This is a genomic window from Pseudomarimonas arenosa (assembly GCF_014841215.1).
Lineage (GTDB): Bacteria > Pseudomonadota > Gammaproteobacteria > Xanthomonadales > Xanthomonadaceae > Pseudomarimonas > Pseudomarimonas arenosa.
Map to the genome: position 1 here is coordinate 162,884 of NZ_JACYTR010000004.1, position 26,947 is coordinate 189,830.

The following is a 26,947-nucleotide window of genomic DNA, read 5'->3' on the forward strand; positions in this document are numbered from 1 at the left end:
GCACGTCTTCAGTGCGGATTGTGCGCGGCGCGGCGAATAAATTCAGCCACCTGCGGGTATACCACATCGCGCCAGCGGCGACCGCTGAAGATGCCATAGTGGCCTGCGCCGTCCACCGTGATGTGCTGCTTGCGCTGGGGGGCAATGCCGCGGCACAGATCATGCGCCGCGCGGGTTTGGCCCAGGCCGGAAATATCGTCCAACTCACCCTCGATGGTGAGCAGGGCGGTGTGCTGAATCGCCTCCGGCTGAACCCTTTCGCCGGCAACTTCCCAGCGTCCACGTGGCAGCAGGTGCTGCTGAAACACGATGCGGATGGTGTCGAGGTAATACTCAGCAGCCATGTCCAGCACGGCGTTGTATTCGTCGTAGAAGCGGCGATGGGCTTCGGCGTCTTCTAGATCGCCGCGGGTGAGGTCGATATAGAAATCCCAGTGTGAACGCGCGTGGCGTCCGGGATTCATTGCCACAAAGCCGGTGTGCTGCAGAAAACCCGGATACACCAGGCGTCCGGCGCCCGGATAGTTATTTGGCACCGGGTGGATGACATTGCGCTGAAACCAGCTGAGCGGCTTGGTGGTGGCGAGATTATTCACTGCGGTCGGACTTTGTCGGCTATCGATCGGACCGCCCATCAGGGTGACGCTGAGTGGCGTCTTCTCGCCGCGAGCCGCCAGCAGAGAAACAGCGGCCAGCACCGGTACAGTGGGCTGGCAGACCGAGACGATATGCAGATCCTCGGCACCGATCTGGCGAATGAAGTCCTGAATATAGGCGATGTAGTCGTCGAGGTGGAAAGCACCCTCAGCCACCGGCACCATGCGGGCGTCGATCCAGTCGGTGATCCAGACCTTGTGGTCGGCCAGCATGGTGCGTGCGGTATCGCGCAGCAGGGTCGCGTGGTGACCGGACAGCGGCGCAACGATCAATACTTTGGGGTCGTCGCGCAGATCACGAATCACTCGCTCATCGTCGCTGTAGCGCTTGAAGCGCAGCAAACGGCAGAACGGCTTCTTCGCCGCTTCCAGCTCCACGACCGGCAGCTCGTGGCCGTGGGCCAGCACGCTGCGGATACCAAATTCGGGTTTCTCGTAGTCTTTGCCGATGCGGTAGAACAACTCGTAGGCAGCAGCCATTCGGTCGGCGCCCGGCAATTGCGCCAGCCAGCTGCCTTTTGATCCCAGCACGCGGGCCATGGCGTCGGCCCCGTGTACCCAGGGACTCATCCAGGCGCGCGACATTTCGTGAAACTTGTAAAGCATCGGCAGGGTCCTGCTCGATCGTGTTGCGCTGCATCATGCCATGATTCGATGTACACGCCGTGTTATTTGTCACGATTTGCCATCAATCGATTTGGCGTAGCCCTGCGCCTGCTGGAGCCGCATAATGAGCCATTCCTTTCGCTCCGGAGGCCCAATGACCACCGTATACGACTTCAAAGCCAAGGACATAGACGGCAAAGAGACTTCGTTGGCCGACTACAAAGGCAAGGCGATGCTGGTGGTGAACACAGCCTCCAAATGTGGCTTCACCCCGCAATACAAGGGCTTGGAGAAACTGCATCGCGATTACGAGTCGAAAGGGCTGGTGATACTTGGGTTTCCCTGCGATCAGTTCGGCCATCAGGAGCCGGGTGATGAAGAGGAAATCAAGAACTTCTGCTCACTGTCCTACGACGTCAGCTTTCCGATGTTCTCCAAGATCGAGGTCAACGGTGACAAGGCCCACCCCCTGTTCAAACACCTGAAGAAACAGGCCAAGGGCATCCTCGGCACCGAAGTGATCAAGTGGAACTTCACCAAGTTCCTGATCGACAAGAACGGCAAGGTGGTGCGCCGCTATGCGCCGACCGATACCCCGGAAAGCATCGAAAAGGATCTGGCTGCGGTGCTTTGAGGTCTCAGAATTCTTAACTATGGGGTGTGCCTTGGGCGCACCGCTGTGAATCGATGTTGCCAAGAACAAGTGCTGCGGCCATGCCCGATCGCTGCCTGGCATCAGCGGTGGCGGATATGCCCCTGACCCTCGATCACCCATTTTCGGCAGGTCAGGGAATCCAGCCCCATCGGCCCATAGGCATGCAGTTTGGTGGTCGAGATGCCAATTTCGGCGCCAAGGCCAAGTTCACCGCCGTCGTTGAAGCGGCTCGAGGCATTCACCGCCACCGCTGAGGCGTCGACCTGGCGCACGAAGCGTGCTGCCTTGTCAGCATTGCGGGTGCAGATCACTTCGGTGTGGTGAGAGCCGTAGTGGGCGATATGATCAAGTGCTGCGTTGAGGCCATCGACCAGCCTGATCGCCAGCACCCGATCCAGATACTCCACGCCCCATTCGTCATTAGGCTCGGCCTGCGGCAGCCAGGGCAGGGCATCTGCGCTGGCCCGGATCTTCACTTCCAGTTCCGCCATCCGTTGGCCGACGCGGGGCAGAAAATCCGCGGCGATGGCGCGATCTACCAGCAAGCATTCGAGCGCATTGCAGACCCCAGGACGTTGTGCCTTGCCATCCACCAGCAAGCTGAGCGCCTGATCGAGATCGGCCTCGGCATCGACATACAGATGGCAGACGCCCTTGTAATGCTTGATCACCGGAATCCGGCTGTGTTCGGCAACGAAACGGATCAATGCCTCGCCTCCGCGCGGGATCACCAGGTCGATCAGATCGTCCAGGCGCAACAGTTCGTTAAGAAGGCTGCGGTCGGGGTCATCCAGCACGCTGATCAATTCACTCGGCAGTCCGGCATCGCGTAGCACCGACTGCAGGCTGGCCGCGATGGCCAGATTGCTCTCGCGCGCCTCCTTGCCACCGCGCAGCACGCAGGCATTGCCAGCGCGCAAGCACAGCGCGGCGGCATCGGCAGTTACATTCGGACGCGACTCGTAGATCATCGCAATCACGCCCAGCGGCGCGCGCACCTGACGCAGGCGCAAGCCGTCTTCACGGATGCGCAGCTCGGCATCATCGCGCAGCGGATCGGGCAGTTCAGCGACCAGGCGCAGGGCGATCGCCAGCCCGTGTAGGCGATCCTCATCGAGGCGCAGTCGGTCGACCATGGCGGCGCTCAGTCCTGCCGCTTCGGCGCGCTGAAGGTCGGCTTGATTGGCACGCAATATCTCGGCCTGATCGCGCACTAGGGACTCGCCCATGCGACTGATCAGGGTGCTGCGTGCTCCCGCATCGAGTTCCAGCAAGGCCGGCAGCCCGGCGCGGGCGCGTTCGATTTGTTGACGCAGTTCACTCACAGTGGTTCATCTCCGTCACATCAACACCAGATCATCGCGGTGGATCACCGATTCGCTGGGGCAGTCGCCGAGAATCTCAGCGATATCCCGGCTATGCCGTCCGCGGATGCGTGCCAGTTCGGCATGCCGGTACTGAACAATGCCCTTGGCCAAGGCCTTGCCCTGATGCTGAATCTCCACCGCATCGCCGACTTCGAATTGGCCCTGGATGCCAATCACGCCGCTGGCCAGCAATGAGGCCCCGCGACCCTTCAGCGCCTCGGCGGCGCCAGCGTCGATCTCGATCTGGCCCGAGGTGGGCAGCGAATGCAGCATCCAATGCTTGCGTGCCGCACGGCGTTGCTGCGCCGGATGAATCCAGCTGCCACGGCATTCGTTGTCGAGCAGCGCTTCCAGGGTGCGGTGATCGCGGCCATCGATGATCAAGGTGCCAATACCGGCCTCGGCGGCGCGCCTGGCGGCGATCAGTTTTGAACGCATGCCGCCGGTTCCCACTGAACTTCCCGCATCGCCGGCCATGGCCAGCAATTCTTCGGTCACCTGGTCGATTTCATCCAGCTTGCGCGCGTTGGGATGGCTGCGTGGATCGGCGTCGTACACGCCATCGATATCGGTGGCCAACACCATCAGTTCCGACTCAGTGAGGGTGGCGGCGTGGGCGGCCAAGGTGTCGTTGTCGCCCACACGTAATTCATCCACCGCCACCGAATCGTTCTCATTGATCACGGGAAGTGCGCCGACTGCGCGCAGTGAGCGCAAGGTGTTGCGCGCATTGAGAAAACGTCGTCGATTGGCGAAATCGTCGCGGGTCAGCAGTAGCTGGGCGACCGGAAAATCGAAGAAGCGCTGCCAGAAGCGCATCAACTCTGCCTGCCCGACCGCTGCCAAGGCTTGCTTGCCGGCGACGTTGGGCGGCGGCATATCGCTGCGCCCATGCAAGCTGGCGCGACCGGCCGCCACCGCACCGGAGGAAACCAGAATCACCTCGCGCTCCTGCGTGCGCGCATGCTGCACGAAGCGGGCGATCTCCAGCACATGACGGGTCGACAAAGCCTGCCCACCCGGCGCAATCAGGTTGCTGCCGATCTTCAGCACCAAACGTCGCCAGTGCGGGATGCGCATATCAGCCTCGAAGCAAGGGGAAAGCTCACTCTGCCGCAGTGCAGCATTGTGTGCAATGGATGATGGGAACTGACGTAATGCCGATCGGCGCGCCGCGACCGCGCGCGGCGCTCCACGGTTCTGCCCACTGGCCGTATGGGCGCGTTCACGCTTCAGCGCGGACCGCCCCGTGGCGACTGCAATCGCTGGTCACCCCGGCGCAAGCCGGGGTCCAGTTTGATCTTCAGCGAGTCTTGAGAATCAGGATGGATCCCGTCTGGCGACGGGACGGTATTCCGCGCTTCGCCAGTCGCGGACCGCGAAGTTCAGTTCGCCTCCGCCAAGGCATCCCAACCCGGCCTGGGCGCAAAGCGTGGGCCATGGCGTTTCGCCAGTTGCTCCAGACGCGCCTTGAGCTTGTCGGCGCCAACCGTCTTGATGTGCTGGATCGGGCCGCCACGAAACGGGGCGAAGCCGGTTCCGAAGATGACGCCAGCGTCGAGCAGGTCGGCATCGGCCACCACGCCTTCGTGCAGACAGGCCACTGCCTCATTGAGCATGGCCAGCACCAAGCGGTCCTGCAGGTCTTCCGGTGCGGTATAGCCCTCAGGCAGTTCGGGCTTCTTCGCCTTGCCTTCTTCCCAGACGTAGAAACCTTCGCCGTCCTTGCGGCCGCGCTTGCCACTTTCCAGCTTGCCTTCCAGGCCCTGCGGAATCGGCAGGCCGAGGAAGTCGGCCAGGATCTTGCCGACCGAGGCGGCGACGTCCAGGCCCACCGTGTCGGCGAGTTCGATCGGCCCCATCGGCATGCCGAAGGCCAGGGCAGCCTTGTCGATCGCCGGGCCTGGAATGCCTTCGGCATAGGCGGTCATGGCTTCCAGCAGGTAGGGCATGAGGATGCGATTGACCAGGAAGCCGGGCGTGCCGGCTACCGGCACCGGTAGCTTGTCGATGGCGCGGCAGAACGCGGCCAGTCGGCGCTCGGCTTCGGCATCCATCTTGTCGTGGCGGATGATCTCGACCAGGGGCATCATCGCCACCGGATTAAAATAGTGCAGGCCGGCGAAATGGCCGGGTTGCTTCAATTCTGCACGCAGGTCGTCCAGCGGGATGCTGGAAGTGTTGGTGGTGAGGATGCCGTTTTCTGGCAACTCGGGTTCGACCTTGGCGTACAGCGCCTTCTTGGCATCGAGGTTCTCGAAGATCGCCTCGATCACCAGATCGGCCTTGGCCGCGCCCTTGCCCTCGACATCGGCATTCAGGCGCTTTTTGGCGGCGGCCTGCTTGTCGGCCTTTTTCAGCTTCTTGCTGAACAGGCCGTTGGCGCGCTCCAAAGCCGGTGTGATGTATTTCATCTCGCGGTCTTGCAAGGTCACATCGAAACCGCGCAGCGCGCACCAGGCGGCGATATCGCCGCCCATTACGCCAGCGCCAACCACGTGGACGTGCTTGATGCCGTGGTCCTTGCCGCCGAGGTTCTTCAAGCGGTCCTGCAAGAAGAACACCCGGATCAGATTGCGAGCGGTCGGCGTTTGCGCCAGTTTGGCCACGCTCTTGGCTTCGGCCCGCAGTCGTTTCTGGATCGGCCCGCCGCTGGATTTCCAGGTGTTGATCAGGGCGTAGGGGGCGGGGTAGTGCTCCTTGCGCGCCTTGCGGGCGACCTGCTTGGCCAGCATCGGCGCCAGGGCCAGGCGCACCGGCCATAGGTTGGTTGCCCAGGCAGTGGCGCGCTGCTTGATCGGCCGCTGCACCCCGCGTTTGGCCAGTTCGATGGCGGAATCGAGCAGCAGGGCCGGCTCGGCGACCTTGTCGACCACCCCCATGCCCTTGGCGGCGCTGGCCGACAGCGAGCGGCCGGTCAACATCATGTCCATCGCCGCCGGGGCGCCGATCAGGGCCGGCAGACGCACGCTGCCACCCCAGCCGGGGTAGATGCCCAGCTTCACTTCCGGCAGGCCGATGCGGGTGCTGTCGTCCGAGCTGGCCACGCGAGCCTTGCAGGCCAGGGCCAGTTCGGTGCCACCGCCCATGCAGTGGCCATGGATGGCGGCCACCGTATTCACCGGCAGCTCGGCCAGCTTCTGAAACACCTGCTGGCCGTTCTGGATCGCATCCAGCACTACGCCGCGGGCGTCGTATTCGACGAACTCCTTGATATCGGCGCCAGCGATAAAGCCCGCGTTCTTGCCAGAGCGAATCACCACGCCCTTGGGCTTTTCGATGGCGATGCGTTCGATGATCTGCTCCAGCTCGCCCAGCACATCCTGGGCCAGCGAATTGACCCCGCTCTCGGCCCGGTCCAGGGTAAGGATCAGGATCCGGTCGTCGCGCAATTCGTGGGTCCAGTGACGGAATCGAAGTCCTTCGAACATGAGCATCTCCAGAGTGGGGCGGACCTACGGCCCAGTATGGGTCGTATGATCGGGGGCGCTGCGGGCCAGGGTCAACGTTCGATTATGACCCGGCCGGAACTTTTCCTATTCGTTCAGGTCGATCCGATTCGGCCAGGAACGGCCTTCACCAAACAGGGAGCACGGGCCCGGATGGGCGATAACGAGCTTGATCAGGCCCTGGTGCTCAGGGTCCAGCAAGGGGACAAGCGAGCGTTCGATCTGTTGGTAACGCGGTATCAGCACCGCATTATCAGCGTGATTTCGCGCTACGTGCACGATTGGGCCGAGGCCCAGGACGTGGCCCAAGACACCTTTATTCGCGCCTATCGGGCGCTGGGTAATTTTCGCGGCGACGCTCAGTTCTACACCTGGCTGTACAAGATTGCCGTCAACACAGCAAAGAACTGGCTGGTATCACAGGGTCGGCGCCCACCCACCGACGATGTCGATGCGGTGGACGCGGTGCAATATGACGCCGGTACCCGACTGCGGGATACCGATACGCCGGAACGCGAACTTCTTCGCAGAGAAATTGAACAAACCGTGGCTGACGTTGTCGAAGCACTGCCGGACGAGTTGCGCATGGCGATTACCTTGCGTGAGGTCGACGGTCTGAGCTACGAGGAAATCGCTGAAACCATGGCCTGTCCGATTGGCACCGTGCGCTCACGCATCTTTCGTGCTCGCGATGCGATCGACCAGAAGCTCCGACCCTTGTTGGACAAAGAACGGGTACGTCCATGAACGAAGAGATCAGAATTCAATTGTCTGCACTGAAGGACGGCGAGCTGGAACGCGATGCCGCCCGCTTTCTGTGCAGTCGTCTGTCGAATGACCAGGAGCTGCGATCCGAGTGGTCGCGTTGGCATCTGATCGGCGATGTCATGAATCGACGTCGCTCGGCGTTACCCGGCAGTGACCTCGCTGCTGCAGTTGCTGCTGCCATCGCCAACGATGCGACGCCGAAGCGTCAACTTGGTCCGACCTTGCTGCGCTGGGCGGCTGGCGGTGCGATCGCGGCGTCAGTGGCGCTGATGGCCTTGATGGTAGTGCCGCTTGACGCCCCGCAACAGCCGGGTGCAATGGCCGGGCAGGTGGGCTCGCAAGTAGCCCCTTCCGTGTTGACCGAGAGCGACCTGCGTCCGCAGCTGTCACCGGTAACACAATCAGTGTCAGCGGTTGAGTCGATTGCCATGCCGCCTTCGGTGCGGGTCGATCCATTGGTGGAGGGCTGGGTGCTGCGGCACAACGCTGTGCTGGCACAGCCTTCGGATGCCACCTTTGCGCCGTACCTGCCTCTGGTCAGCCCGTATCGACCGGCAGCGCAACAGGTGGTAGTGGATACCCGTAGTCAGTGACTCGCTCGATGCAGACGTGGCGAAGCCGGTTCTGGCTATTGATTGCGCTGTGCTGGCTGAGTCCGGCCTGGGCGCAGTCGGCTGTAGAGTGGGTCGAGGGCATACAGGCAGCGGTCGAGAAGGTCGCCTTTGACGGGGTGGTGGTCTATCAGCGTGACGGGCAACTTGATGCACTCAGCGTGCGTCACGACGAACAGGGTGCGCAGCTGCAGCGCTTGACTGGGCCCGCGTTGCCAGTAGGTGTGGTGGGCCCGGCGCCAGCCGAGGGCGTGCCGCTGCCTGATGGATTGCTGTTTGCCCGCACCGGGCTGCGGGTCGGCGAGGCCGGCGCGTCACTGCGGACGGCTTACCAGACTCGAACGTTGCCTGAGGATCGGGTTGCCGGCCGTACGGTTCAGGTGGTCGACTTGCTGGCCCGTGACGCCATGCGCTACAGCCGTCGATTGTGGATCGATCGCGACAGTGGTATTCCGCTTCGTTCTGCCGTCTACGGTGCCGATGGGCAATTGGTTGAGCAGTGGATGTTCGCGCAGTTCAACGTTCGTGAACCGGCATCGGCCAGTGTTGCAGTGAAGCCGCTTGTTCAGGCCGATATCGAAGCGCCTGATCGAGCCCGACTTCACAGCGTGCCGGCGGGTTTTGCCTTGGTCTCAGCGCAGTCACAGCCGGGCGGCGAGCATTGGGTGTATTGCGACGGTCTGGCACGGGTCTCGGTGTTTGTCGAGCAGGTTCGCGCAGATCGCGCGCCACTATCCGGTCTGCAACGACGCGGTCTGCTCAGTGTGTTCGGGCGCATTGCGGCTGGTCGTCAGGTTGTCGTCGTGGGTGAAGTTCCTCCCGCGACAGTGGAGCGGTTTGCTCAGGAAGTCGTGCTCGACCGTGCCGGTTGAGCGTGAAGCCATCGTCTTCAAGTCAGAGCCTGATGTGCTGTGGCTCAGGCTGCAGGGGCGCTGCAGCCAATGCACCGGCTGCGCCGGACGTTGCGATCTGACCCGGCTGATCCGTGTCGAAGATTCTGCTTCAGGCGAGTTGGTGGAGGTGCCGCGCCAGTTGGTGAGCGGCCCACTTCGGCCTGAGCAGACCGTCACCTTGGTACTCGATGAGAGGGCACTGCGGCATGAAGCCTGGTGGGCCTATGGCATGCCCTGTCTGGGACTGGTGGTCGGGGCGATCATGGCACTTGTGTTGCTTGGTCGTGCCCATACATGGCTGAACGAAGCGGTATTCGCTTCCGCTGCCGTGGGAACTCTGCTCGCCATGCAGGTTTCCAAGCGGCATTGCGGTCGTGCCATGCGTCGTGGTCTGCGTGTGCGCATTGGTGCCGAGTGAGCATTCTCTATCCAGATTTCCGTTGAGGAGACCGATGCTGTGTTGAGCCGATTGTCGAAACTCAATGTGTTGATTGTCCTGCTCGTGTTCTGTTCAGGCAGTGCAATGGCGAGCTTGCCCGACTTCACTGCGCTGGTTGAAGCGAATTCGCCGGCCGTGGTCAATATTTCTGCCACTCAAACCGGCAGCGCCAGATCGCGCCAGGGCCTGCCGGACGAAGAGGTGCCGGAAATCTTCCGTCGTTTCTTTGGTCAGCCGGGTGCGCCAGCCGCACCGGCGGTTCCGCGCGAGCGTGTATCGATGGGCACCGGCTTTGTGATCAGCGCCGACGGCTATGTGCTGACCAATCATCACGTGATCGATGGGGCGAGCGAGATCTACGTGCGCATGGCTGATCGGCGTGAGCTCAAGGCGACCTTGGTGGGCAGCGACGCTGCCAGTGACGTGGCCTTGCTGAAGCTGGAGGGTAGAAACTTCCCGGCCGTCCAGATCGGTAGCTCGAAGAAACTCAAGCCCGGCCAATGGGTGGTGGCGATCGGTTCGCCGTTCGGTTTTGATCATTCCGTCACTGCCGGTATTGTCAGTGCGGTGGGGCGGGCCAGCTTTGACCGCTCTCAACAATACGTTCCGTTCATTCAGACTGATGTGGCGATCAATCGCGGCAACTCCGGCGGACCCCTGCTGGATACCGATGGTCGCGTGGTCGGTATCAATTCGCAGATCTTTTCCAACACCGGCGGCTTCATGGGGGTGAGCTTCGCGATTCCCATCGAGGTGGCGATGAATGCCACCGAGCAGCTGAAGGAGAAGGGCTATGTGTCGCGTGGCCTGTTGGGGGTCAATATCCAGGAGGTCGATCGCGACAAGGCCAAGTCCCTGGGGCTGGAGCGAACCGGCGGCGCCCTGGTGAATGGCTTCAGCGACGACAGTGCCGCCAAGAAGGCGGGCATCGAGCTGGGCGACGTGATCGTCGCTTTCAACGGCCAGGAGCTGTCCAGCGCCGCCGACCTCCCGCCTTTGGTGGGCGCCACCAAGCCGGGCAGCAAGGCGACGGTCACCGTTGTACGTGGCGGCAAGCGGCAGGATTTCCAGGTCGTTATCACCGAGCTACCGCGCGATCAGCTGGCGTCCATCGGCGATAGTGCCGCCGATAGCGGCGCCCTGGGGCTGCGAGTCGAGGCCTTGAGCGACGAGCAGCGCGAAGCCTTGCAGCTGGAAGCCGGGCAGGGTGTGGTGGTGGCGCAGGTCACCGGCGAGCAGGCTCTGCGGGCCGGGCTGCGTCCGGGCGACATCATTCTGATGGTCGGTCGCACCGCCGTGGCCTCGCCGCGAGCATTTGAGGAAGCAGTGGAGTCGACCGAGTCTGGTCGGCCCATCCTGTTGCTGGTTCGCCGTGGTGAGCAGACCCAGTTCGTCACCATTTCGCCGGCAGCCGACCAAGAGTGATCGCAGCCTCCGACTCGCGCCCGCCTGATTTGGCGGGCGCGCAGGGCCGTCCGCGGAGCCTTGCTGCGCCTTCGGGTCGGTCTGGATTGGCGTCTGCTGTGTTGTCCTGTGCGATAATTGCGGGTTTGCGTCTCTAGGCCCCTCCCGCTCCATGGAACTTATCCGCAACTTCTCCATCATCGCCCACGTCGATCACGGCAAGTCGACCCTGGCTGACCGCATCATTCAGATCTGCGGGGGCCTGGCCGATCGCGAGATGGAAGCCCAGGTGCTGGATAGCAATCCGATCGAGCGCGAGCGTGGCATCACCATCAAGGCGCAGTCGGTGTCGTTGCCGTACACCGCTCTGGATGGCAAGACCTATCAGCTCAACTTCATCGACACGCCGGGCCATGTCGATTTCAGCTACGAGGTCAGCCGCTCTCTGGCCGCCTGTGAAGGCGCCCTGTTGGTGGTCGATGCCGCTCAAGGCGTCGAAGCGCAATCGGTGGCCAATTGCTACACCGCGGTGGAGCAGGGCCTGGAAGTGGTGCCGGTGCTGAACAAGATTGACCTGCCTACGGCTGACATTGAGCGTGCCAAGGCGGAAATCGAAGCGGTGATCGGCATCGACGCCGCTGACGCCATACCGATCAGCGCCAAGACCGGGCTCAATGTGCGGGATGTGCTGGAAGCCATCGTGCACCGTATTCCGCCGCCGAAACCGCGCGACACCGATCGCCTGCAGGCCCTGATCATCGATTCCTGGTTTGACAACTATCTTGGCGTGGTCAGCCTGGTGCGCGTCATGCAGGGTGAGATCAAGCCGGATGACAAGCTGCTGGTGATGTCGACCGGTCGAGTCCACATGGTTGACCAGGTCGGCGTATTCACTCCCAAGCGCACCCGTCGTGAGCGCTTGGGACCGGGCGACGTCGGCTGGATGACCGCTTCGATCAAGGATGTCCATGGCGCGCCGGTGGGCGATACCCTGACCTCGGCCCAGCAACCGGCGTCCAAGCCGCTACCCGGATTCCAGGAAATGAAGCCGCGCGTGTTCGCCGGTCTGTTTCCGGTGGCGGCCGAGGATTACCCGGATTTGCGCGAGGCGCTGGAAAAGCTGCGCTTGAACGATGCTGCGCTGAGGTTTGAGCCGGAGAGTTCGGAAGCCATGGGTTTTGGATTCCGCTGCGGGTTTCTCGGCATGCTGCATATGGAGATCGTGCAGGAGCGCCTGGAGCGCGAGTACGACCTCGACCTGGTGACCACCGCGCCGACCGTGGTCTATGAGGTGGTGACCACCGAGGGTGAGGTAATCTCGCTGGACAATCCGGCCAAGCTGCCGCCTTCCAACAAGGTTGATGAAGTTCGCGAGCCGATCATCATCGCCAACGTGCTGACACCGCCGGATTACGTCGGAAACGTGATCAAGCTGTGCGAAGAAAAGCGCGGCTCGCAGCGAGGCATTCAGTACATGGGCAGCCAGGTGCAGATCAGCTATGAGCTGCCCATGGCCGAAGTAGTGCTCGATTTCTTCGATAAGCTGAAATCGGTGAGTCGCGGCTATGCATCGCTCGACTATCACTTCGAGCGCTTTCAACCCGGCCCGTTCGTACGGGTGGATACCCTGATCAATGGTGATCGAGTCGATGCATTGTCGATCATCACCCATCGCTCGCAGGCCGACCGTCGTGGCCGCGACATCTGCGACAAGATGCGCGAGCTGATTCCGCGACAGATGTTCGACGTGGCGATCCAGGCAGCCATCGGCTCGCAGATCATTTCTCGCTCAACCGTCAAGGCCTTGCGCAAGAACGTGCTGGCCAAATGCTATGGCGGTGACGTCAGTCGCAAGCGCAAGTTGTTGGAAAAACAGAAAGAGGGCAAGAAGCGCATGAAGCAGGTGGGCTCGGTGGAGATCCCACAGGAGGCGTTCTTGGCCGTACTGCAAGTGGACAAGTAGACCTTTTTTCATGGCGGCAGGTGCCGCTCCCCGATTGGATCGACCGCCAAGGAACCCCAAATGCGATTGGATTTCGCCACCCTGCTGACGGCCTTGGCCGCTCTTACCGGCCTGATCTGGCTGGCGGACGCCATGTTCTTCGCCAAGCGGCGCGCCGAAATCGCGGCCGGCGCCGAAGTCGCCGAGCCGGTGATCGTCGAGTATGCCCGCTCGTTCTTTCCGGTGATCTTCATCGTGCTGCTGATCCGCTCGTTTCTATTCGAGCCGTTTCGCATTCCCTCCAGCTCGATGATGCCGACCCTGCTGATCGGTGATTTCATTGCGGTCAACAAGTTCAGCTATGGCCTCAAGCTGCCGGTGCTGGACTACGAATTCCTTGACCTCGGTTCACCCGAGCGTGGCGATGTGGTGGTGTTCCGCTACCCGGGCTATACCTGTCCGGAGCAGAAGGAGCGCAGCGGTTCGCCCTGCGGTCATGCCTGGCGGCCGGTGCCGGCACAGGACTACATCAAGCGCATCGTCGGTCTGCCGGGTGACTCGATCGCTTACCGTGGCAAGCGAATCTTCGTCAACGGTAAGCCGGTGCAAGTCGCCGAGCAGGGCCGCTACGTCGGCGTCGGCAGCGGGCGGGGAAGCACTGGGCACGAAATCTACTCCGAACAACTGGATGCCACCGAACACCTGCTGCTGGTCGACCCCTTGAGATTCGATTCGCGCGGCGAAAACGAATGGGTGGTGCCGGAAGGGCACTACTTCGTGATGGGTGATAACCGCGACAACAGCGAAGACAGCCGCTTCTGGGGCTTTGTTCCGGACCGCAATCTGGTCGGCAAGGCCTCGTTGATCTGGATGAACCTGGACCTGGATGAGATGCGGATGGATTTCACCCGGGTTGGAACCGTCATACACTGAGGTCCATCTGACCGCTCCCAAAACCCATAGGGGACCACTATGAAGCTCAAGCGCTCGCAGCAAGGAATCACTCTCCTCAGCATGGTCATCGTCTTGGCGGTGCTAGGGTTCTTTGCCTACTGTGGCATGAAGATCTTCCCCATGTATTCGGAGTTCTCCAGCGTCAAGGACGGCATGGACGCGGTGGCCAAGGAGCCGAAAATGGCCACCGCTCCGAAGGGCCAGGTGCTGGACAAGCTGTACCGCCACTTTAGTATCTCCTACGTAAGTAGCGTCAAGCCGGATCACATCACCATCGACACCAAGAAAGGCGCCAAGATGAGCGTCAAGTACGAAGTGCGTACGCCGTTGATGTACAACCTCGATATCGTGGGCAAGTTTGAGTACACCGTCGACCTCAGCGGTTGATCGCTTAACACCGAGCATGTCTCGAATTGCCCTGGGCTATCGGTTCCAACGCCCGGAAGTCCTGGAGCAGGCCCTGCGGCACCGCAGCGCAGGGCGGCGCAACAATGAGCGTTTGGAGTTCTTTGGTGATGCCCTGATCGGCGCCGTGGTGTCGGAAGCGCTGATGCAGCGTTACCCGAATGCCGATGAAGGCGTGTTGACCCGGCTGAGATCGCAGTTGGTACGCGAGTCATCGTTGGCCGAAGTGGCCCGTGCTCTGGATCTGGGTCCACATCTGACCCTGGGGCCGGGTGAGCTGAAGAGCGGTGGCTATCGCCGAGAGTCGATTCTGGCCGATGCGGTTGAAGCACTGGCTGCAGCGATTTATCTCGATGGCGGCTTTGCGGCCATGCGCGACGAGGTGATTCGCTGGTTGCAGCCTAACCTGGAAACGCTGTCGCCCAAGCAGGTAAAGGATGCCAAGACGCGGCTGCAGGAATGGTTGCAGGGGCGTCAACATGCCCTGCCTGACTACCAGGTCGTGGCCGTTGCCGGTGAAGAACACGAACGGATATTTACCGCCTCATGTCAGGTCGCGGCCCTGGATATTCAGGCGGAAGGCTGCGGAGGCAGTCGGCGCGCAGCTGAGCAGGAAGCTGCCGCCAAGGTGCTACAGGAATTAGGGGAAAGTGAGTGAACTCGAATCAAGGTGGCACAGGACAACCAGCCTCCGGCAAGGTCGGAAACGCCGAGTTCAAGGTCGGAACGGTGGCGGTGATCGGTCGGCCCAATGTTGGCAAGTCCAGCATCGTCAATGCCTTGGTCGGCTTTCGAGTCAGCATCGTGTCGCGTCGGCCGCAAACTACCCGACATCGTATTCTGGGCATTGCCACCAGCGAGCAGGGGCAGATCCTGTTTGCCGATACGCCAGGCTTGCACGCGGGCGGCAAACGAGCCATCAACCGCTACATGAATCGAGCCGCCAGCGGCGCCCTGTTGGGCGTTGACCTTGCCTTGCTGGTGGTCGAGGCGGGCCGCTGGCGCGAGGAAGATCAGCGCGCCCTGAATCTGGTTCGTGAATCGGGCTTGCCTTGCATTCTGGCGGTCAACAAAGTGGATCAATTCAAGCAGAAGGCCGACTTGCTGCCGCACCTGAAGGAGCTCGCCGACAAGCACGGCTTCGTCGAAATCGTGCCTATGTCGGCCACCAAACGCAGCGGACTGAGTGCGCTGCAAACAAGCTTGCTGAAGCACCTCCCTCAGGGCGAGGCGCTGTACGAAGCCGATGAAGTGACCGATCGCAGTCAGCGTTTTCTGGCCGCAGAGCTGGTCCGCGAGCAGCTGATGCGCCAGCTGGGTGATGAACTGCCATACTCAACGACCGTGGAGATCGAGCACTTCTCCGACGAAGTGGGAATGCTACGGATCTCCGCTGTGGTGTGGGTGGAGCGCGATGGCCAGAAAGCGATCGTGGTTGGTGCAGGCGGCGCGCAGGCACGCTCGATCGGCCGCGCGGCGCGTATCGCCATGGAGAAGCTGTTCGGCCGCAAGATCTTTCTGCAGATCTGGTGCAAGGTGCGTGAGAACTGGAGCGACGACGAGGCCAGCCTGAAGAAGTTTGGCTACGTCGATTGACTGTTCGCCGGCCGGGTCGGCCGCAGCCCGTTTCTCAACAGTCTGTTAAGAGGTCGTGCGCGGCGCCATGGAAGAAGAGTACCCCGCCTACGTGCTGCACGCGCGCCCGTATCGGGAAACTTCACTGCTGATTGAGTTGCTGGTGTTGGGGCTGGGGCGCGTGGGCTGCGTGGCGCGCGGCGTTCGCGGAGCGCGCGCAGCGGCACGACGCGCTGTGCTGCAGCCCTTGCAGCCTTTGCAAATCCGGCTGACTGGACGCGGTGAACTTGCTCAACTGCAAAGTGCTGAAGCCGCTGGCCCGGCCATCAGGTTAAACGGCGATGCCTTGCTGGCCGCTTTCTATCTCAACGAACTGTTTGTTCGGCTGTTGCCTCGGGGAGAATCGCAGGACGCGCTGTTCCTGTGTTATGCGCGGTCGTTGGGTGAACTCGAGCAGGGTCTCGCCATCGCGCCGGTCATTCGGGCGGCAGAGTACGCGCTGCTGAGTTGCGGAGGATCGATGCCGCCGGTCGATGTTGATGTGTCTAATCAGCCCTTGCACCCCGAGCAGTGCTACATGTTCGACCCGGAACGCGGAGCGATACCCTGCGAGACGCCGGGCAAAGGCAGTCTGCGCGGTGCGGCGCTGCTCGCATTGCAGAGCGGGGCGCCGCTGTCGGTGCCGGATGCGCAGGCTCTGCGGCAGTTGATGCGGGGCTTGATCGAGGCTCAACTCGGCGGGCGGCCGCTGAACAGCTGGGGCCTGCTGGCGGGCTTGAAGCAACACGCCTGAGTCACTGTTTGGCCGGTTGGTCGATCTGCAGCAGGCTTTGCGCGGCGCTGAGCACGGCGTCCAGGGACGCCGGTTGCGGATCACTGGACCAACGGGCGATGCTGGCGGCAAGCGCGTCGGCGCCGCAGAAGCCGCAGGCGGCGCGCAAGCGATGCAACTCCTCCCGGATGCAGGCGGTGTCTCCGCAGTCGCGCGCCGTTCTGATCCTTGCCAGCTGGGTCGGCAGTTCGTTCTGCATCATCCGGCGCAAGGCTTCGACCTGCTTGAGGTCGGCGCCGAGGCGTTTCATCGCGGTCTGATCATTCCACAGCGAAGGCGCCATGCGGTCATTCTTGAGCCAGCTGGATACCTGTGCGCGCAGTTCTCGGGCGGAAATCGGTTTGCGCCAACAGGCAGTTGCGCCCGCTGCCAGATAGGCGCGCTGCTTGTCTTCATGCCATTCGGCGCTGGTCATCCACAGCGCTGCAGTGTCACCCAGCTGGGCCAGCAGCTGCGGTAGGCGGCTCAATGCCGCGCCGTCGGCCAATTGGCAGTCGACGATGGCGGCGCAGAACGGCCTTGTGGCGGTCGCTGCCAGAGCAGCCGCCATCGAGGGGCAGACCTGACAAACCGCCAGTCCGCTCAATGCCTCGCGCATGAACTGAGCGCTCACCGGCTCGTCTTCAACGATGAGAAGATGGTGTTCCGGCACCCTGCACTCGCGGATGGAAGCGGGATGTCACCATGGCACACTTCTGCCGGCTGCTGAAGTACCTCCCTCCCCGGATCAAGTCCGCGGCAGGCTCTGGAGATTTTCAGCGCAAGCGGCCACGGCATAGCCAAGCCACCTTTGTCGGAAATCAAGCACGTGCGTGCTTGCGTGCCGAGCGAGCCGTTGTTGGCGCTGCTGAAATGAGTCTCAGCAGCTTGATTCAGCTCCGGCGAGTATCCTCGTGTCATGAGAACCAGCTTGATGACATACGGGTTTCGATTCGCGGCCGTCTGTGCTCTGCTGGTTGGATCAGCCGATGGCGCCCTCAGTGCCGACGCCGTCGTGCAGGCTGCAGCGTCCGTGGAGGCCACGCAGGCCTCAGCTGGCCTGCGCCTATCAGTCGACCGCTGGCAGTATCAGTCCTGGCGGATCGATGGCCTGCAAGTCGAGTGGCGGCTTTCACCGCCTGAGTCGCGGGCCGAATTTCGCCTGAAGGCCGACGCCTTGTACCGCGACGATGAATCCATCGGCGGCTTCGCCTGGCGATGCATGCTCGACACGAACTCCAGCGCAGCGAATCAGCCTGGCTGCAGCGGTCCGCTGACCTGGAAAGGACGCCGCCTGGGACAGCTTGAGTACCGTCACAGCGAATCGCCCAGGCTGCAGTGGAAGGAGGGTGTCCGTCAGCTGCGGCTTGGTGTGGAGAAAGAAAGTGTCGAGCTGCAATGGCGCAGCATCGCGGTGGACCTGCTGCGTCCGATCATGGCTGAGTGGTGGCCCAGCTTGCAGTCGCTGACAGGCTCGGTCGATGGAGCGCTGCGCTGGCGTTGGCAGGAGCAGGTCGGCAGCGGCGAGCTATCGGTCAACCGGCTCAGTCTTGATGCCGAAGCCGGCAGCGTGGCCCTGGCCGACGTCACGCTGCAGGGCAGCGTCCAATGGCACGGTCTCGAAGCCGTGAAATCGATGCAATTCGAGGCTGAAATCGCCGCAGGCGAGGGCCTTTGGAACTCCCTGTACACCGCGTTCGAACCCGGCAGCCGTGTCAGACTTGCGGCGCAACCGCACCCAGGCGGCGTCTGGAAATGGCAGCTCGGCGCCGGCGACCCATTTGGTCACCGTCTGCAACTCAGCTTGCAAAGCACTGACACCGAGGCCTGGACCCACTGGCCCTGGCAGCTCAGTCTGTCGTCGCCCGATCTGGCGTCTGCCCTGACGCGCTATCTGGAGTCTCCACTGGCTACCCTCGGTTGGCGTGACACAGCGCTTGCCGGGGCTGTGGAGCTATCGGCCAGCGGCGTCGGCGATTCGCCGCTGGCGTTCAGCGCGCGCTTTGATCAGGTCAGCCTGGCGGCCACCCAGCCGCCGGTCGAACTCGACAAGTTGCAGGGCGAGCTGCACTGGCATTCGCGAGAGCCGGGTCTGACCAGCGAACTGCAATGGCAGGCACTTTCGACCTGGGGCCTGGCTCTGGGGCCCGGTCGGGTGCAACTGCTGACTGACGACGGTGACTGGCGCTTGCAGGCGCCGCTGCAAATGAGTTTGCATGGCGGGCGGGTCAGCCTGTTTCCGTTCCGACTCGATCCGCTGCAACGCGACATTGAGCTGGGGCTGGTGCTGCAGTCAGTGAGTCTGGGGCCACTGAGCACCCAGTTTGGCTGGCCGGCCTTACCCGGTACGCTGTCAGCCGACCTGCCGGTCGCACGCTACGGCCAGGACCAGCTGTCGATCGATGGCGACATTCAAGTTGGTGTGTTCAATGGTCAGGTGCGCTTGGGCCATCTGGCAATGGAGCGACCGTTTGGCGTGGCGCCGGCCTTTGCCGCCGACATCGAACTCAATGATCTTGATCTTGGCCCATTGACCTCTGCATTTGGCTTTGGCGAGATCAGTGGGCGGCTGGACGGCAGCATTCGCGGCCTGCGCATGCTGGATTGGGCGCCGGTAGCCTTCGATGCGCGTCTGTTCAGCGACCCCGACTACAAGGGCAGGAGGCGCATCAGTCAGCGTGCGGTGCAGGATCTGTCGTCGGTCGGCGGCGGCATCATCGCTGGACTGCAACAGCAGGTGCTGAAAGTATTCGAGAGCTTTGCCTACAAGCAGTTGGGCCTGAGTTGCCGACTGGTCAACGATGTCTGTGAAATGGGCGGCGTGGAGGACGATGGCAATGGGTATGTGGTGGTCGAGGGTGCCGGACTGCCGAGGATCACGGTCAAGGGTTTTCAGCGCCGGGTCGACTGGCCGGTCCTGCTAAAGCGCCTGCAACGAGCGGTTGAACGCGGGGTTGTCATTGGCGAGGCTGGCTGAGTCCTGGCGCGGGTCTTTATTGATTCGGCAACTTCAAGTTTGAACATCCTGTTCGGCTTCAAGTCCTAGCAGCCGTCAGAACGCCCTGCGGCCTGACGCACGCCACGCTCGACTAGCCAATCCGCCATCTGATCGTGTTGACCCCAAACGACCGGGTCGGCTGGGCATCGAGCGCCGGATCAATCGCCACCCAATGAACGCTGGCACCGATGTCGATGCCCGCACAATCGCGATACAGCACCCGTAATGCGCGCTTCTGCTGCTGCTTGCGGGCCATGACGTTACCCTCCAAGCCGATGGGCTGCATTATTCAGCCGGCCAATCGAAACATCAATTGGCCAGTCAAATAATCACTCGTTCAGGTGGCTGCGCGTCTGATAGTCTCGCAGCTGAGGGTCAGTCGGCCAATCAGGGAGATCAGGATGTTGCGCAAACTATTGGTTGTGGGAGTGCTGGGCCTGCTGGTGGTCGTGTCGGCCTGCGTTACGATCAATGTTTACTTTCCCGCCGCGGAAGCGGAGCAGGCGGCGCGCGAGTTCGTCGACAAGGTGATCGGCGAGAACGCCAGCGACACACCGAAGCAGGCCCCGGCCAAGGATGACAAGGGCGCAGCGCCCGGGCTTGGCCTGTTGTCGTTCTTCATTGCCGATGCGCATGCGCAGCAAGCTGACATCAGCTTGCGCACGCCGGCCATCCAGGCGATCCAGGATCGAATGGCTGAGCGCTTCCAATCTCAGCTTTCGGGATTGTTCGACGCCGGGGCACTGGGTTTCGGCAACGACGGGCTGATCGTGGTGCGTGATGCGGCGGCGGTGCCGCTAAAGCAGCGTGCCGGATTGAGCCAACTGGTGGCCGAGGACAATCGCGATCGCAATGCCGTGTATCGCGAAATCGCGGTGGCCAATGGACATCCGGAGTGGGAAGGGCAGATTCGCGATACCTTCGCTCGGCAGTGGATTCAAAGCGCACGCAGCGGCTGGTGGTATCAGGCGGCGGACGGCAGCTGGAAGCAGAAGTAGCCTGCGCGGCAGGCCCGCCTTGGCCGAGCCTGCGGCGACAGGCTCGGCGAGCGGGTTGCGCCACGATCCATGCGTTCGTCGATGGATTCCAAAAATCAAGCACTTGCGCGTCTGCCTTGCGGCTTTGGCAGCGGCGGTGGTTCCTGCGCACCGTTGCCACGAAGGTGGGCAGCCTGTCGGGCCTGAATCTGCGACAATTCGCGGCCCTCACCTTTGTATCCGCGCGCATTGAAACCGCAGATTGAGATTGAAATCGTCGACCTGAGTCACGATGGCCGCGGCGTTGGCCGTCTGGATGGCAAGGCCGTGTTTGTTTCTGGCGCCCTGCCCGGCGAACGGGTACGCGCCGAACGCATCGGGCGCAAGCGCAGTTTCGACGAAGCGCGGACGCTGGAGGTGCTGCATCCTTCTGCAGACCGCGTGGCGCCGGAGTGTCCGCACTTCGGCTACTGTGGTGGATGCGCATTGCAGCATCTGGCACCTGAGGCACAGATCATCGCCAAGCAGAAAGTGCTGGCGGAAAACTTCGAGCGTATCGGTCACGTGCAGTGCGAGAGCTGGCTGCAGCCGCTCACCGCAGATCGCTGGCACTATCGGCGCAAGGCGCGGCTTGGAGTCAAGTACGTGCGCAAGAAGGAGCGTGTGCTGGTGGGCTTTCGCGAGTCTGCCGATCCACGCTTCATCGCTGATCTTGGCGAGTGCCGGGTACTGGTGCGCGAGGTGGGCGAGCGCATCGAGCCCCTGGCGCGAATGATCGAGCAGCTCGACGCGCGGGAAAAGATTCCGCAGATCGAGGTGGCGGCGGCCGACCAGCAGACGGTGCTGGTATTCCGACACCTCGAGCCGCTCAACTCGGCGGACCGCGAGCGTCTGTCACAGTTTGGCCAGCAGCATGGGTTTGCCATCTGGCTCCAGCCCGGCGGCGTGGATTCGGTCCATCCGCTGCACAAGGGCGGCGCTGCCCTCGGCTTTTCACTGCTCGACTACGACCTGAACATCGAGTTCCAGCCGCTGGATTTCGTCCAGGTCAACGGCTCGATGAACCAGAAAATGATCGCGCTGGCGCTCGATCTACTGCAGCTGGCGCCGCAACACCGGGTATTGGATCTGTTCTGCGGTCTGGGCAATTTCACCCTGCCACTGGCACGAAGAGTAGCCCGGGTGGTCGGTGTCGAGGGCGAGGCGGGGTTGGTGCAGCGTGCGCGTGACAACGCGGCTCGCAACGGGATCGATAACGCCGAGTTCCACGTGGCCGATCTGTCCAAGCCGCTGGCCGGCGTGGACTGGTTGCGCGGCGACTACGATCGCCTCTTGCTAGACCCGCCCCGCACCGGCGCCGACGGCATCATCGTGCAGTTGCCCCTGCAGCAGATCGAGCGCATCGTCTATGTGTCCTGCCACCCTGGCAGTCTGGCGCGCGATGCAGGAATTCTGCTTCGCGATCACGGATTTCGGCTCAAGCAGGCCGGGGTAATGGACATGTTTCCGCACACCGCGCACGTCGAGAGCATCGCGGTGTTTGAGCGTGGCTGATTTGCGCTACGCAGGCGAGATGCGCTGATGGCACTGGAAATAGAACGCAAGTTCCTTCTCGCCAATGATAGCTGGCGCGGCGCCGTAGTGCGCAGTGCGCGCATGTCACAGGCCTACCTGGGCGGTGAACGTGCATCGGTGCGGGTGCGCATCGTGGGGGACCAGGCATTTCTCAATATCAAGTCACGAGAACAGGGCCACACCCGGCAGGAATTCGAGTACTCGATTCCCCTGTCTGATGCCGAGCAGATCATGGCCGGACTGGTGTTGCCCGGGGCCATCGACAAGACCCGTCACTACATCGAATTTCAGGGCAACACCTGGGAGCTGGACGAGTTCCACGGTGCCAATCAAGGCCTGTGTGTGGCCGAGATCGAGCTGGTCGCGGCGGATCAGGCATTTGCGCGACCCGCATGGTTGGGGGCCGAGGTCACCGAACAGCGGCGTTACTACAACAATGAATTGAGTCGCCGACCCTTCCAACAGTGGAGCGACGAGGAGAAGCTGGGACCATGCTGATTATTGGCATCAGTGGCACCGAACTGCTGGCGCAGGAACGAGAGTGGCTGAAGCATCCAGCGGTGGCCGGAGTGATCCTGTTCACGCGCAATTTCAGCTCGCGTGAGCAGGTCATTGGCCTGATCCAGGAACTGCGCGCCGCGTGTCCGCGGTCGATGCTGGTCTGCGTCGATCAGGAGGGCGGCCGTGTTCAGCGCTTCAAGGATGGTTTCTTCGCGCTGCCGGCGCTGCAGAGGGTGGGCGCCATGGATGACGCCACGAGCCTGGCTCGAGAACATGGCTGGTTGATGGCCAGTGAAATGCGTGAAATCGGTATCGATCTCAGCTTCGCGCCGGTGGTTGACCTGGGCCGCGGCAATCGCGCGATCGGCGACCGCGCCCTGCACCAGCTGCCGAGCGCGGTGGCGGAGCTGGCCGAGGCCTATATCGGCGGCATGCATCAGGCCGGCATGGCCGCCACCCTGAAGCACTTCCCAGGTCACGGCTCGGTTCTTGAAGACACCCATTTCGATGCTGCTGTCGATCCGCGGCCCTTGGACCAATTGATGAACGAGGACCTGCTGCCCTTCCTGCGTGGCATGCAGGCCGGCGCTGAGGCGGTAATGATGGCCCATGTCAGCTATCCTGCCGTGGCGGAGGAGCCTGCTGGGTACTCGCGCCGCTGGATCCAGGACGTCCTGCGTAAGCAGCTGGGCTTTGACGGCGTGGTGATCAGCGACGATATCGGGATGGCGGCCGCTGAGTCTGCCGGCGGTATAGCCGCCCGGCTGAAGGCGCATTTCGATGCCGGTTGTGATCTGGTGCTGGTCTGCCCGCCGGCCCTGGTGGCCGAATCCCTGGCCGCGATGCCGCCGGAGGCCACAGTCAATCTGCATGTGGTGAGCGCCTTGCAGGGCAGGGCCGAGGGTAGCGATACCGCGCTGGTGGCGAAACGCCAGGCGATGGCGCGACAGCAGCTTGCATCACTCAATGACACACAAGGGAGTCTGGCATGAGTCACAAGCCCACCGCCAAGGACAAGCCACTGGCCGATGCGCTGAAGAACTCGGATCTGGTGCATGACCGCGCCACGGTTGAGTCGGCGATTGTGAGAATGGCCGGCGAAATCAGCCGCGACTACCAGGGTCGGCGGCCTACCGTGCTCACCATCATGAACGGCGGGCTCTGGTTCGCCGCCCGCCTCAGTCTCGAGCTCGAATTCGATGCCGAGTTCGACTACCTGCACGCCACACGCTATCGCGGCAATACCCAGGGTTCGGGTCTGGTCTGGCTGCGTGAACCGAGCATCGATCTGCGCGACAAGGACGTGTTGCTTCTCGACGATATTCTGGATGAAGGCCCAACCCTGCTCGAGGTTCGCCACTGGTGTCAGTCAAGGGATGTTCGCTCGGTGAAACTTGCGGTGATGTGCTGGAAGCGTCACGGCAGGGCAGTGGAGGGGCTTGAGCCTGACTACTACGGGCTGGAGGTGCCCGATCGCTATGTGTTCGGTTATGGCATGGACTACTACGAGCAAGGCCGCAATCTGCCTGCCGTGTACGCCTTGCGTTGAGGTGACAGCATGAGCGCAGCAGTGGCAGGCAAGGCCGGGAGCGTTGACCTGGCTGTAATCGGTGGCACCGGGCTCTATCGAATGCCCGGTCTCGGCGAGCTCGAAGCGGTCGTGGTGGACACACCCTACGGCGCGACGTCAGCGCCGATTCGGCGTGGTGAATGGCATGGCAGGCAGATCGCATTTCTGGCCCGGCATGGCGAGTCGCATGGCGTGCCGCCGCACAAGGTGAACTACCGGGCCAATCTTTGGGCCCTGCATCAACTCGGTGTGCAGCGCGTGCTTGCACTGAATACCGTGGGTGGCATTACCCCAGCGTTCGGGCCGCAGGCGCTGGGTGTGCCTGATCAGCTGATCGACTATACCTGGGGCCGGATCAGCACCTATTGTGAGGAAGCCGGTACGCCGGTGCAGCACATCGAGTTCGATCAGCCTTATAGCGCATCGTTGCGTCAGTGCATTATCGACGCTGCCTCGGCTACCGGCATCGCGCTGGAGCGCGGCGGCTGTCTTGGCGTCACCCAGGGGCCGCGCCTGGAAACTCGCGCCGAGGTGGCGAGGATGTTGCGAGACGGTTGCGATCTGGTAGGCATGACGGGTATGCCCGAGGCCGCCCTGGCGCGCGAGCTGGGGCTCGACTATGCCTGCCTGGCCATCGTCGCCAACTGGGCGGCGGGATGCGATCCGGCCGGCGAGTCCGCGGTAGCGATCACCATGGATGAAGTGCTGGCCAATGTGGCGGCAGTGACCGATCGACTCCCGGCGCTGTTTGCCGCCTTGCTGCAGTCTTGAGCTAAGGGAATCTCTGAACAAGTTCAGAGATTCCTGCGGTGCACGGATGCACCGCCGCGATCAACAACGTACGTTGTTGATCAGCGTGAGCCGAGTCCGGACCTGTGCCGGATTCGGCGCGTCTGAGTAAGTCCAGGATGGACTTATTCAGACTTTCCCTAAGGTCCGGCACGGATGAATCAATACCGAAGCTGGACCTGATCCCCGCTAGCCTCGACACTGTGCGTAACGCCGGTCACCAGCAGGGTCGAGTATGTCGTTTGTTACCCACGAGGTAAGTAACCAGGTTCCCGAGCTGCTGCCGCTTGATTTCTGGCTGGCCGATCCGGTGTTGCGCGAGGCAGTGGCGCGTTACGCGCCGACCGCCAAACTCGATGTTTTGCAGTCCTACGGCAAACTGTGTGGTGGTGAGCTGAGCGAGGCCGGCTTTCTCGCCAACCGCTACAAACCTGTGCTGCGCACCCATGACCGCTTTGGTCATCGGATCGATCAGGTCGAGTTTCACCCTGCCTACCATCAGCTGATGCGTGCCGCGGTAGAGCATGGCGTGCACAGCCACGCCTGGATTAGCCCCGAGCCCGGTGGCCATGTGGTGCGCGCGGCCCTGAGCTATCTGCACCATCAGGCGGAGGCCGGCACCAGCTGTCCGTTGACCATGACCTTCGCCGGCATTCCGGTGCTGCGTGCCGGAGGCGCGGCGGTGGCGCCGTTTCTCGAACGCGCAGTTTCACTCAAGTACGAAGGTGAAGACCGGCCGGCGTTGGAGAAGACCGGCATCACGCTCGGCATGGGCATGACGGAGAAGCAGGGTGGCTCCGATGTGCGAGCCAACAGCACGCGCGCCGAGTCGATCGGCGAGGGCTGGTATGAGTTGACTGGGCACAAGTGGTTCTTTTCGGCCCCGATGTGCGATGCCTTCCTGGTGCTGGCCCAGGCCGAGGCCGGTCTGACCTGCTTCCTGTTGCCGCGCTGGCGACCCAACGGTGCGCGCAACGCGATCCGCATTCAGCGTCTGAAAGACAAGCTGGGCAATTGGGCCAATGCTTCCAGTGAGGTCGAGTTTGCCGCGGCCACAGCCTATCGTCTGGGCGATGAAGGTCGTGGTGTAGGGACCATCCTGGAGATGGTGTCCCTGACCCGGCTCGATTGCATGCTCGGCTCAGCGGCGGAAATGCGCCGTGCGCTGGTGGAGGCGATACATCATTCGCGCCATCGTCGCGCTTTCGGACATGTGCTGGGTGACCATTCCCTGATGCGCAGCGTGCTGGCCGATCTGGCCTTGGAATCGGAGGCGCACACGCAACTGGCAATGCGTGTTGCCGCCGCTGTCGACGCCGCGCCTCGCGATGCCGGGCAGGCCGCGTTGGCCCGGGTAGCCACAGCGATCGGCAAGTACTGGATCTGCAAGCGGGCGCCGGTAACGGTAAACGAGGCGCAGGAATGCCTGGGCGGTGCTGGCTATGTCGAGGAGTCAATCTTGCCCAGGCTGTTTCGCGAATCGCCACTGAACTCGATCTGGGAAGGCTGCGGCAATATTCAGTGCCTTGATGTATTGCGCGCTCTCACCCGTGAGGCCGGTGTGGTGGAGGCGTTGCAGAATGAGTTGGCCGCAGCGGCGGGAGAGCATCCTGCGTTCGATCTGCATTGCCGGGCCCTCGGTCAGCAGCTGGACGAGGCGAAGCGGGATCCCGAGCAGGCGCAGGCCTCGGCCCGTCGCCTGACTGAACATCTGGCGCTGGGCCTGCAGGCAAGCTTGATGTTAAGGCTGGCGGACCGCGACAGCGCCGATGCGTTCTGTCGTACCCGGCTCGGCGGCGAAGGCGGGCGCAGTTTTGGCGTGCTGCCGAACGGCTTGAGCCGAGAGCGCATGATCGATAGCGCCCTGCCGGATTTTGCTTAGCCCGGATATTTCATGAGGTCGCGCCGAAAGATCCGGCAATTCCAAGCGGGGCGAGAGTTTCGACCGATGGTGTTGAGATAACAGAGTGTTCGCGATCTTTCGGCGCTGGCACGGCCCTCA

The 26,947-nt window shown here is 62.5% G+C and carries 26 protein-coding genes; 20 read left to right on the forward strand and 6 right to left on the reverse strand.

The features are described 5' to 3' along the window. Positions 1-8 precede the first annotated feature (8 nt). The gene (locus tag IFO71_RS03505) at positions 9-1,262 is read right to left on the reverse strand and encodes a polyhydroxyalkanoate depolymerase (RefSeq protein WP_192028141.1); all 1,254 of its coding nucleotides are present in this window, start codon (positions 1,260-1,262) and stop codon (positions 9-11) included. 154 nt (positions 1,263-1,416) lie between these two features. Here IFO71_RS03505 and IFO71_RS03510 point away from each other — a divergent pair, with 154 nt between their 5' ends. Next, a complete protein-coding gene (locus IFO71_RS03510; RefSeq protein ID WP_192028142.1) occupies positions 1,417-1,896 on the forward strand; it encodes a glutathione peroxidase in 480 nt (159 codons plus the stop codon). Between the two features lie 101 nt (positions 1,897-1,997). Here IFO71_RS03510 and IFO71_RS03515 read toward each other — a convergent pair whose 3' ends face one another. The 3 genes from IFO71_RS03515 to IFO71_RS03525 all read right to left on the reverse strand — a co-directional run bounded on the left by IFO71_RS03515 (position 1,998) and on the right by IFO71_RS03525 (position 6,721). Then, on the reverse strand, positions 1,998-3,242 hold the full coding sequence (locus tag IFO71_RS03515) for a glutamate-5-semialdehyde dehydrogenase (protein WP_192028143.1): 1,245 nt from the start codon (positions 3,240-3,242) through the stop codon (positions 1,998-2,000). Positions 3,243-3,257: 15 nt separating this feature from the next. Continuing rightward, on the reverse strand, positions 3,258-4,364 hold the full coding sequence (gene proB, locus IFO71_RS03520; RefSeq protein WP_192028144.1) for a glutamate 5-kinase: 1,107 nt from the start codon (positions 4,362-4,364) through the stop codon (positions 3,258-3,260). 305 nt (positions 4,365-4,669) lie between these two features. Next, complete coding sequence (locus IFO71_RS03525) at positions 4,670-6,721, reverse strand: 3-hydroxyacyl-CoA dehydrogenase NAD-binding domain-containing protein (RefSeq protein WP_192028145.1); 2,052 nt, start codon at positions 6,719-6,721, stop codon at positions 4,670-4,672. 165 nt (positions 6,722-6,886) lie between these two features. On the opposite strand from IFO71_RS03525, the gene rpoE reads away from it, so the two are divergent. The 11 genes from rpoE (at position 6,887) to recO (ending at position 16,517) form a co-directional block, all read left to right on the forward strand. Next, entirely contained in the window at positions 6,887-7,480 is a 594-nt protein-coding gene (rpoE, locus tag IFO71_RS03530; RefSeq protein ID WP_192028146.1) for an RNA polymerase sigma factor RpoE, read from the forward strand. Then, the gene (locus IFO71_RS03535) at positions 7,477-8,094 is read left to right on the forward strand and encodes a sigma-E factor negative regulatory protein (protein WP_192028147.1); all 618 of its coding nucleotides are present in this window, start codon (positions 7,477-7,479) and stop codon (positions 8,092-8,094) included. Before rpoE ends, IFO71_RS03535 begins: the two co-directional genes overlap by 4 nt. Before the next feature lie 8 nt (positions 8,095-8,102). Continuing rightward, positions 8,103-8,984 (forward strand): MucB/RseB C-terminal domain-containing protein, encoded by an 882-nt coding sequence (locus tag IFO71_RS03540; RefSeq protein ID WP_192028148.1) that lies wholly within the window; start codon positions 8,103-8,105, stop codon positions 8,982-8,984. Then, positions 8,974-9,423, forward strand: coding sequence for a SoxR reducing system RseC family protein (locus IFO71_RS03545; RefSeq protein WP_192028149.1), 450 nt, complete (start codon positions 8,974-8,976; stop codon positions 9,421-9,423). Before IFO71_RS03540 ends, IFO71_RS03545 begins: the two co-directional genes overlap by 11 nt. Positions 9,424-9,462: 39 nt before the next feature. Then, positions 9,463-10,869 carry a DegQ family serine endoprotease gene (locus IFO71_RS03550; RefSeq protein ID WP_332309301.1) on the forward strand — a complete coding sequence of 469 codons (1,407 nt, stop codon included), beginning with the start codon at positions 9,463-9,465 and terminating at the stop codon, positions 10,867-10,869. 151 nt (positions 10,870-11,020) lie between these two features. Beyond that, positions 11,021-12,811: a translation elongation factor 4 gene (gene lepA / locus IFO71_RS03555; protein ID WP_192028150.1), complete on the forward strand. Its 1,791-nt coding sequence runs from the start codon at positions 11,021-11,023 to the stop codon at positions 12,809-12,811. A gap of 60 nt (positions 12,812-12,871) precedes the next feature. Beyond that, positions 12,872-13,723 carry a signal peptidase I gene (gene lepB, locus IFO71_RS03560; protein ID WP_192028151.1) on the forward strand — a complete coding sequence of 284 codons (852 nt, stop codon included), beginning with the start codon at positions 12,872-12,874 and terminating at the stop codon, positions 13,721-13,723. A 39-nt stretch (positions 13,724-13,762) separates the two neighbouring features. Beyond that, entirely contained in the window at positions 13,763-14,131 is a 369-nt protein-coding gene (locus tag IFO71_RS03565) for a DUF4845 domain-containing protein (RefSeq protein ID WP_192028152.1), read from the forward strand. Positions 14,132-14,147: 16 nt separating this feature from the next. After that, positions 14,148-14,807, forward strand: a complete 660-nt coding sequence (rnc, locus tag IFO71_RS03570) for a ribonuclease III (protein WP_192028153.1) — start codon at positions 14,148-14,150, stop codon at positions 14,805-14,807. Beyond that, complete coding sequence (era, locus tag IFO71_RS03575) at positions 14,804-15,745, forward strand: GTPase Era (RefSeq protein ID WP_332309302.1); 942 nt, start codon at positions 14,804-14,806, stop codon at positions 15,743-15,745. Before rnc ends, era begins: the two co-directional genes overlap by 4 nt. Positions 15,746-15,812: 67 nt before the next feature. Beyond that, complete coding sequence (recO, locus tag IFO71_RS03580; protein ID WP_192028154.1) at positions 15,813-16,517, forward strand: DNA repair protein RecO; 705 nt, start codon at positions 15,813-15,815, stop codon at positions 16,515-16,517. A 1-nt stretch (position 16,518) separates the two neighbouring features. On the opposite strand, the gene IFO71_RS03585 is transcribed toward recO, so the two are convergent. Then, entirely contained in the window at positions 16,519-17,208 is a 690-nt protein-coding gene (locus IFO71_RS03585; RefSeq protein ID WP_332309303.1) for a response regulator, read from the reverse strand. A gap of 261 nt (positions 17,209-17,469) precedes the next feature. On the opposite strand from IFO71_RS03585, the gene IFO71_RS03590 reads away from it, so the two are divergent. Further along, positions 17,470-19,512 (forward strand): intermembrane phospholipid transport YdbH family protein, encoded by a 2,043-nt coding sequence (locus tag IFO71_RS03590; RefSeq protein ID WP_192028156.1) that lies wholly within the window; start codon positions 17,470-17,472, stop codon positions 19,510-19,512. Positions 19,513-19,624: 112 nt separating this feature from the next. Here the strand turns inward: IFO71_RS03590 and IFO71_RS03595 are convergent, their stop codons facing one another. Further along, entirely contained in the window at positions 19,625-19,789 is a 165-nt protein-coding gene (locus IFO71_RS03595; protein WP_192028157.1) for a hypothetical protein, read from the reverse strand. Positions 19,790-19,934: 145 nt separating this feature from the next. Here IFO71_RS03595 and IFO71_RS03600 point away from each other — a divergent pair, with 145 nt between their 5' ends. From IFO71_RS03600 to IFO71_RS03630, 7 genes are all read left to right on the forward strand, one after another. Next, complete coding sequence (locus IFO71_RS03600; protein ID WP_225444336.1) at positions 19,935-20,531, forward strand: YdbL family probable chaperone protein; 597 nt, start codon at positions 19,935-19,937, stop codon at positions 20,529-20,531. Positions 20,532-20,759: 228 nt separating this feature from the next. After that, positions 20,760-22,064, forward strand: coding sequence for a 23S rRNA (uracil(1939)-C(5))-methyltransferase RlmD (gene rlmD / locus IFO71_RS03605; protein WP_225444337.1), 1,305 nt, complete (start codon positions 20,760-20,762; stop codon positions 22,062-22,064). 27 nt (positions 22,065-22,091) lie between these two features. Then, positions 22,092-22,583, forward strand: coding sequence for a CYTH domain-containing protein (locus tag IFO71_RS03610; protein ID WP_192028159.1), 492 nt, complete (start codon positions 22,092-22,094; stop codon positions 22,581-22,583). Continuing rightward, positions 22,577-23,578: a beta-N-acetylhexosaminidase gene (gene nagZ / locus IFO71_RS03615; protein ID WP_192028160.1), complete on the forward strand. Its 1,002-nt coding sequence runs from the start codon at positions 22,577-22,579 to the stop codon at positions 23,576-23,578. Before IFO71_RS03610 ends, nagZ begins: the two co-directional genes overlap by 7 nt. Then, complete coding sequence (locus IFO71_RS03620) at positions 23,575-24,135, forward strand: hypoxanthine-guanine phosphoribosyltransferase (RefSeq protein WP_192028161.1); 561 nt, start codon at positions 23,575-23,577, stop codon at positions 24,133-24,135. The genes nagZ and IFO71_RS03620 overlap by 4 nt, the downstream gene beginning before the upstream one ends. Before the next feature lie 9 nt (positions 24,136-24,144). Beyond that, positions 24,145-24,927, forward strand: coding sequence for an S-methyl-5'-thioinosine phosphorylase (locus IFO71_RS03625; RefSeq protein WP_192028162.1), 783 nt, complete (start codon positions 24,145-24,147; stop codon positions 24,925-24,927). A 253-nt stretch (positions 24,928-25,180) separates the two neighbouring features. Next, the gene (locus tag IFO71_RS03630; protein ID WP_192028163.1) at positions 25,181-26,827 is read left to right on the forward strand and encodes an acyl-CoA dehydrogenase family protein; all 1,647 of its coding nucleotides are present in this window, start codon (positions 25,181-25,183) and stop codon (positions 26,825-26,827) included. Positions 26,828-26,947: the final 120 nt, after the last annotated feature.

Coding starts and splice junctions, on each gene's coding strand:
- lepB (WP_192028151.1), top strand. CDS start 12,872: ATGCGATTGGATTTCGCCACCCTGCTGACGGCCTTGGCCGCTCTTACC.
- IFO71_RS03630 (WP_192028163.1), top strand. CDS start 25,181: ATGTCGTTTGTTACCCACGAGGTAAGTAACCAGGTTCCCGAGCTGCTG.
- IFO71_RS03625 (WP_192028162.1), top strand. CDS start 24,145: ATGAGCGCAGCAGTGGCAGGCAAGGCCGGGAGCGTTGACCTGGCTGTA.
- IFO71_RS03600 (WP_225444336.1), top strand. CDS start 19,935: ATGTTGCGCAAACTATTGGTTGTGGGAGTGCTGGGCCTGCTGGTGGTC.
- proB (WP_192028144.1), bottom strand. CDS start 4,364: ATGCGCATCCCGCACTGGCGACGTTTGGTGCTGAAGATCGGCAGCAAC.
- IFO71_RS03595 (WP_192028157.1), bottom strand. CDS start 19,789: ATGGCCCGCAAGCAGCAGCAGAAGCGCGCATTACGGGTGCTGTATCGC.
- IFO71_RS03590 (WP_192028156.1), top strand. CDS start 17,470: ATGACATACGGGTTTCGATTCGCGGCCGTCTGTGCTCTGCTGGTTGGA.
- nagZ (WP_192028160.1), top strand. CDS start 22,577: ATGCTGATTATTGGCATCAGTGGCACCGAACTGCTGGCGCAGGAACGA.
- IFO71_RS03510 (WP_192028142.1), top strand. CDS start 1,417: ATGACCACCGTATACGACTTCAAAGCCAAGGACATAGACGGCAAAGAG.
- IFO71_RS03505 (WP_192028141.1), bottom strand. CDS start 1,262: ATGCTTTACAAGTTTCACGAAATGTCGCGCGCCTGGATGAGTCCCTGG.
- lepA (WP_192028150.1), top strand. CDS start 11,021: ATGGAACTTATCCGCAACTTCTCCATCATCGCCCACGTCGATCACGGC.
- rpoE (WP_192028146.1), top strand. CDS start 6,887: ATGGGCGATAACGAGCTTGATCAGGCCCTGGTGCTCAGGGTCCAGCAA.
- recO (WP_192028154.1), top strand. CDS start 15,813: ATGGAAGAAGAGTACCCCGCCTACGTGCTGCACGCGCGCCCGTATCGG.
- IFO71_RS03525 (WP_192028145.1), bottom strand. CDS start 6,721: ATGCTCATGTTCGAAGGACTTCGATTCCGTCACTGGACCCACGAATTG.
- IFO71_RS03535 (WP_192028147.1), top strand. CDS start 7,477: ATGAACGAAGAGATCAGAATTCAATTGTCTGCACTGAAGGACGGCGAG.
- IFO71_RS03540 (WP_192028148.1), top strand. CDS start 8,103: ATGCAGACGTGGCGAAGCCGGTTCTGGCTATTGATTGCGCTGTGCTGG.
- IFO71_RS03610 (WP_192028159.1), top strand. CDS start 22,092: ATGGCACTGGAAATAGAACGCAAGTTCCTTCTCGCCAATGATAGCTGG.
- IFO71_RS03565 (WP_192028152.1), top strand. CDS start 13,763: ATGAAGCTCAAGCGCTCGCAGCAAGGAATCACTCTCCTCAGCATGGTC.
- IFO71_RS03620 (WP_192028161.1), top strand. CDS start 23,575: ATGAGTCACAAGCCCACCGCCAAGGACAAGCCACTGGCCGATGCGCTG.
- rnc (WP_192028153.1), top strand. CDS start 14,148: ATGTCTCGAATTGCCCTGGGCTATCGGTTCCAACGCCCGGAAGTCCTG.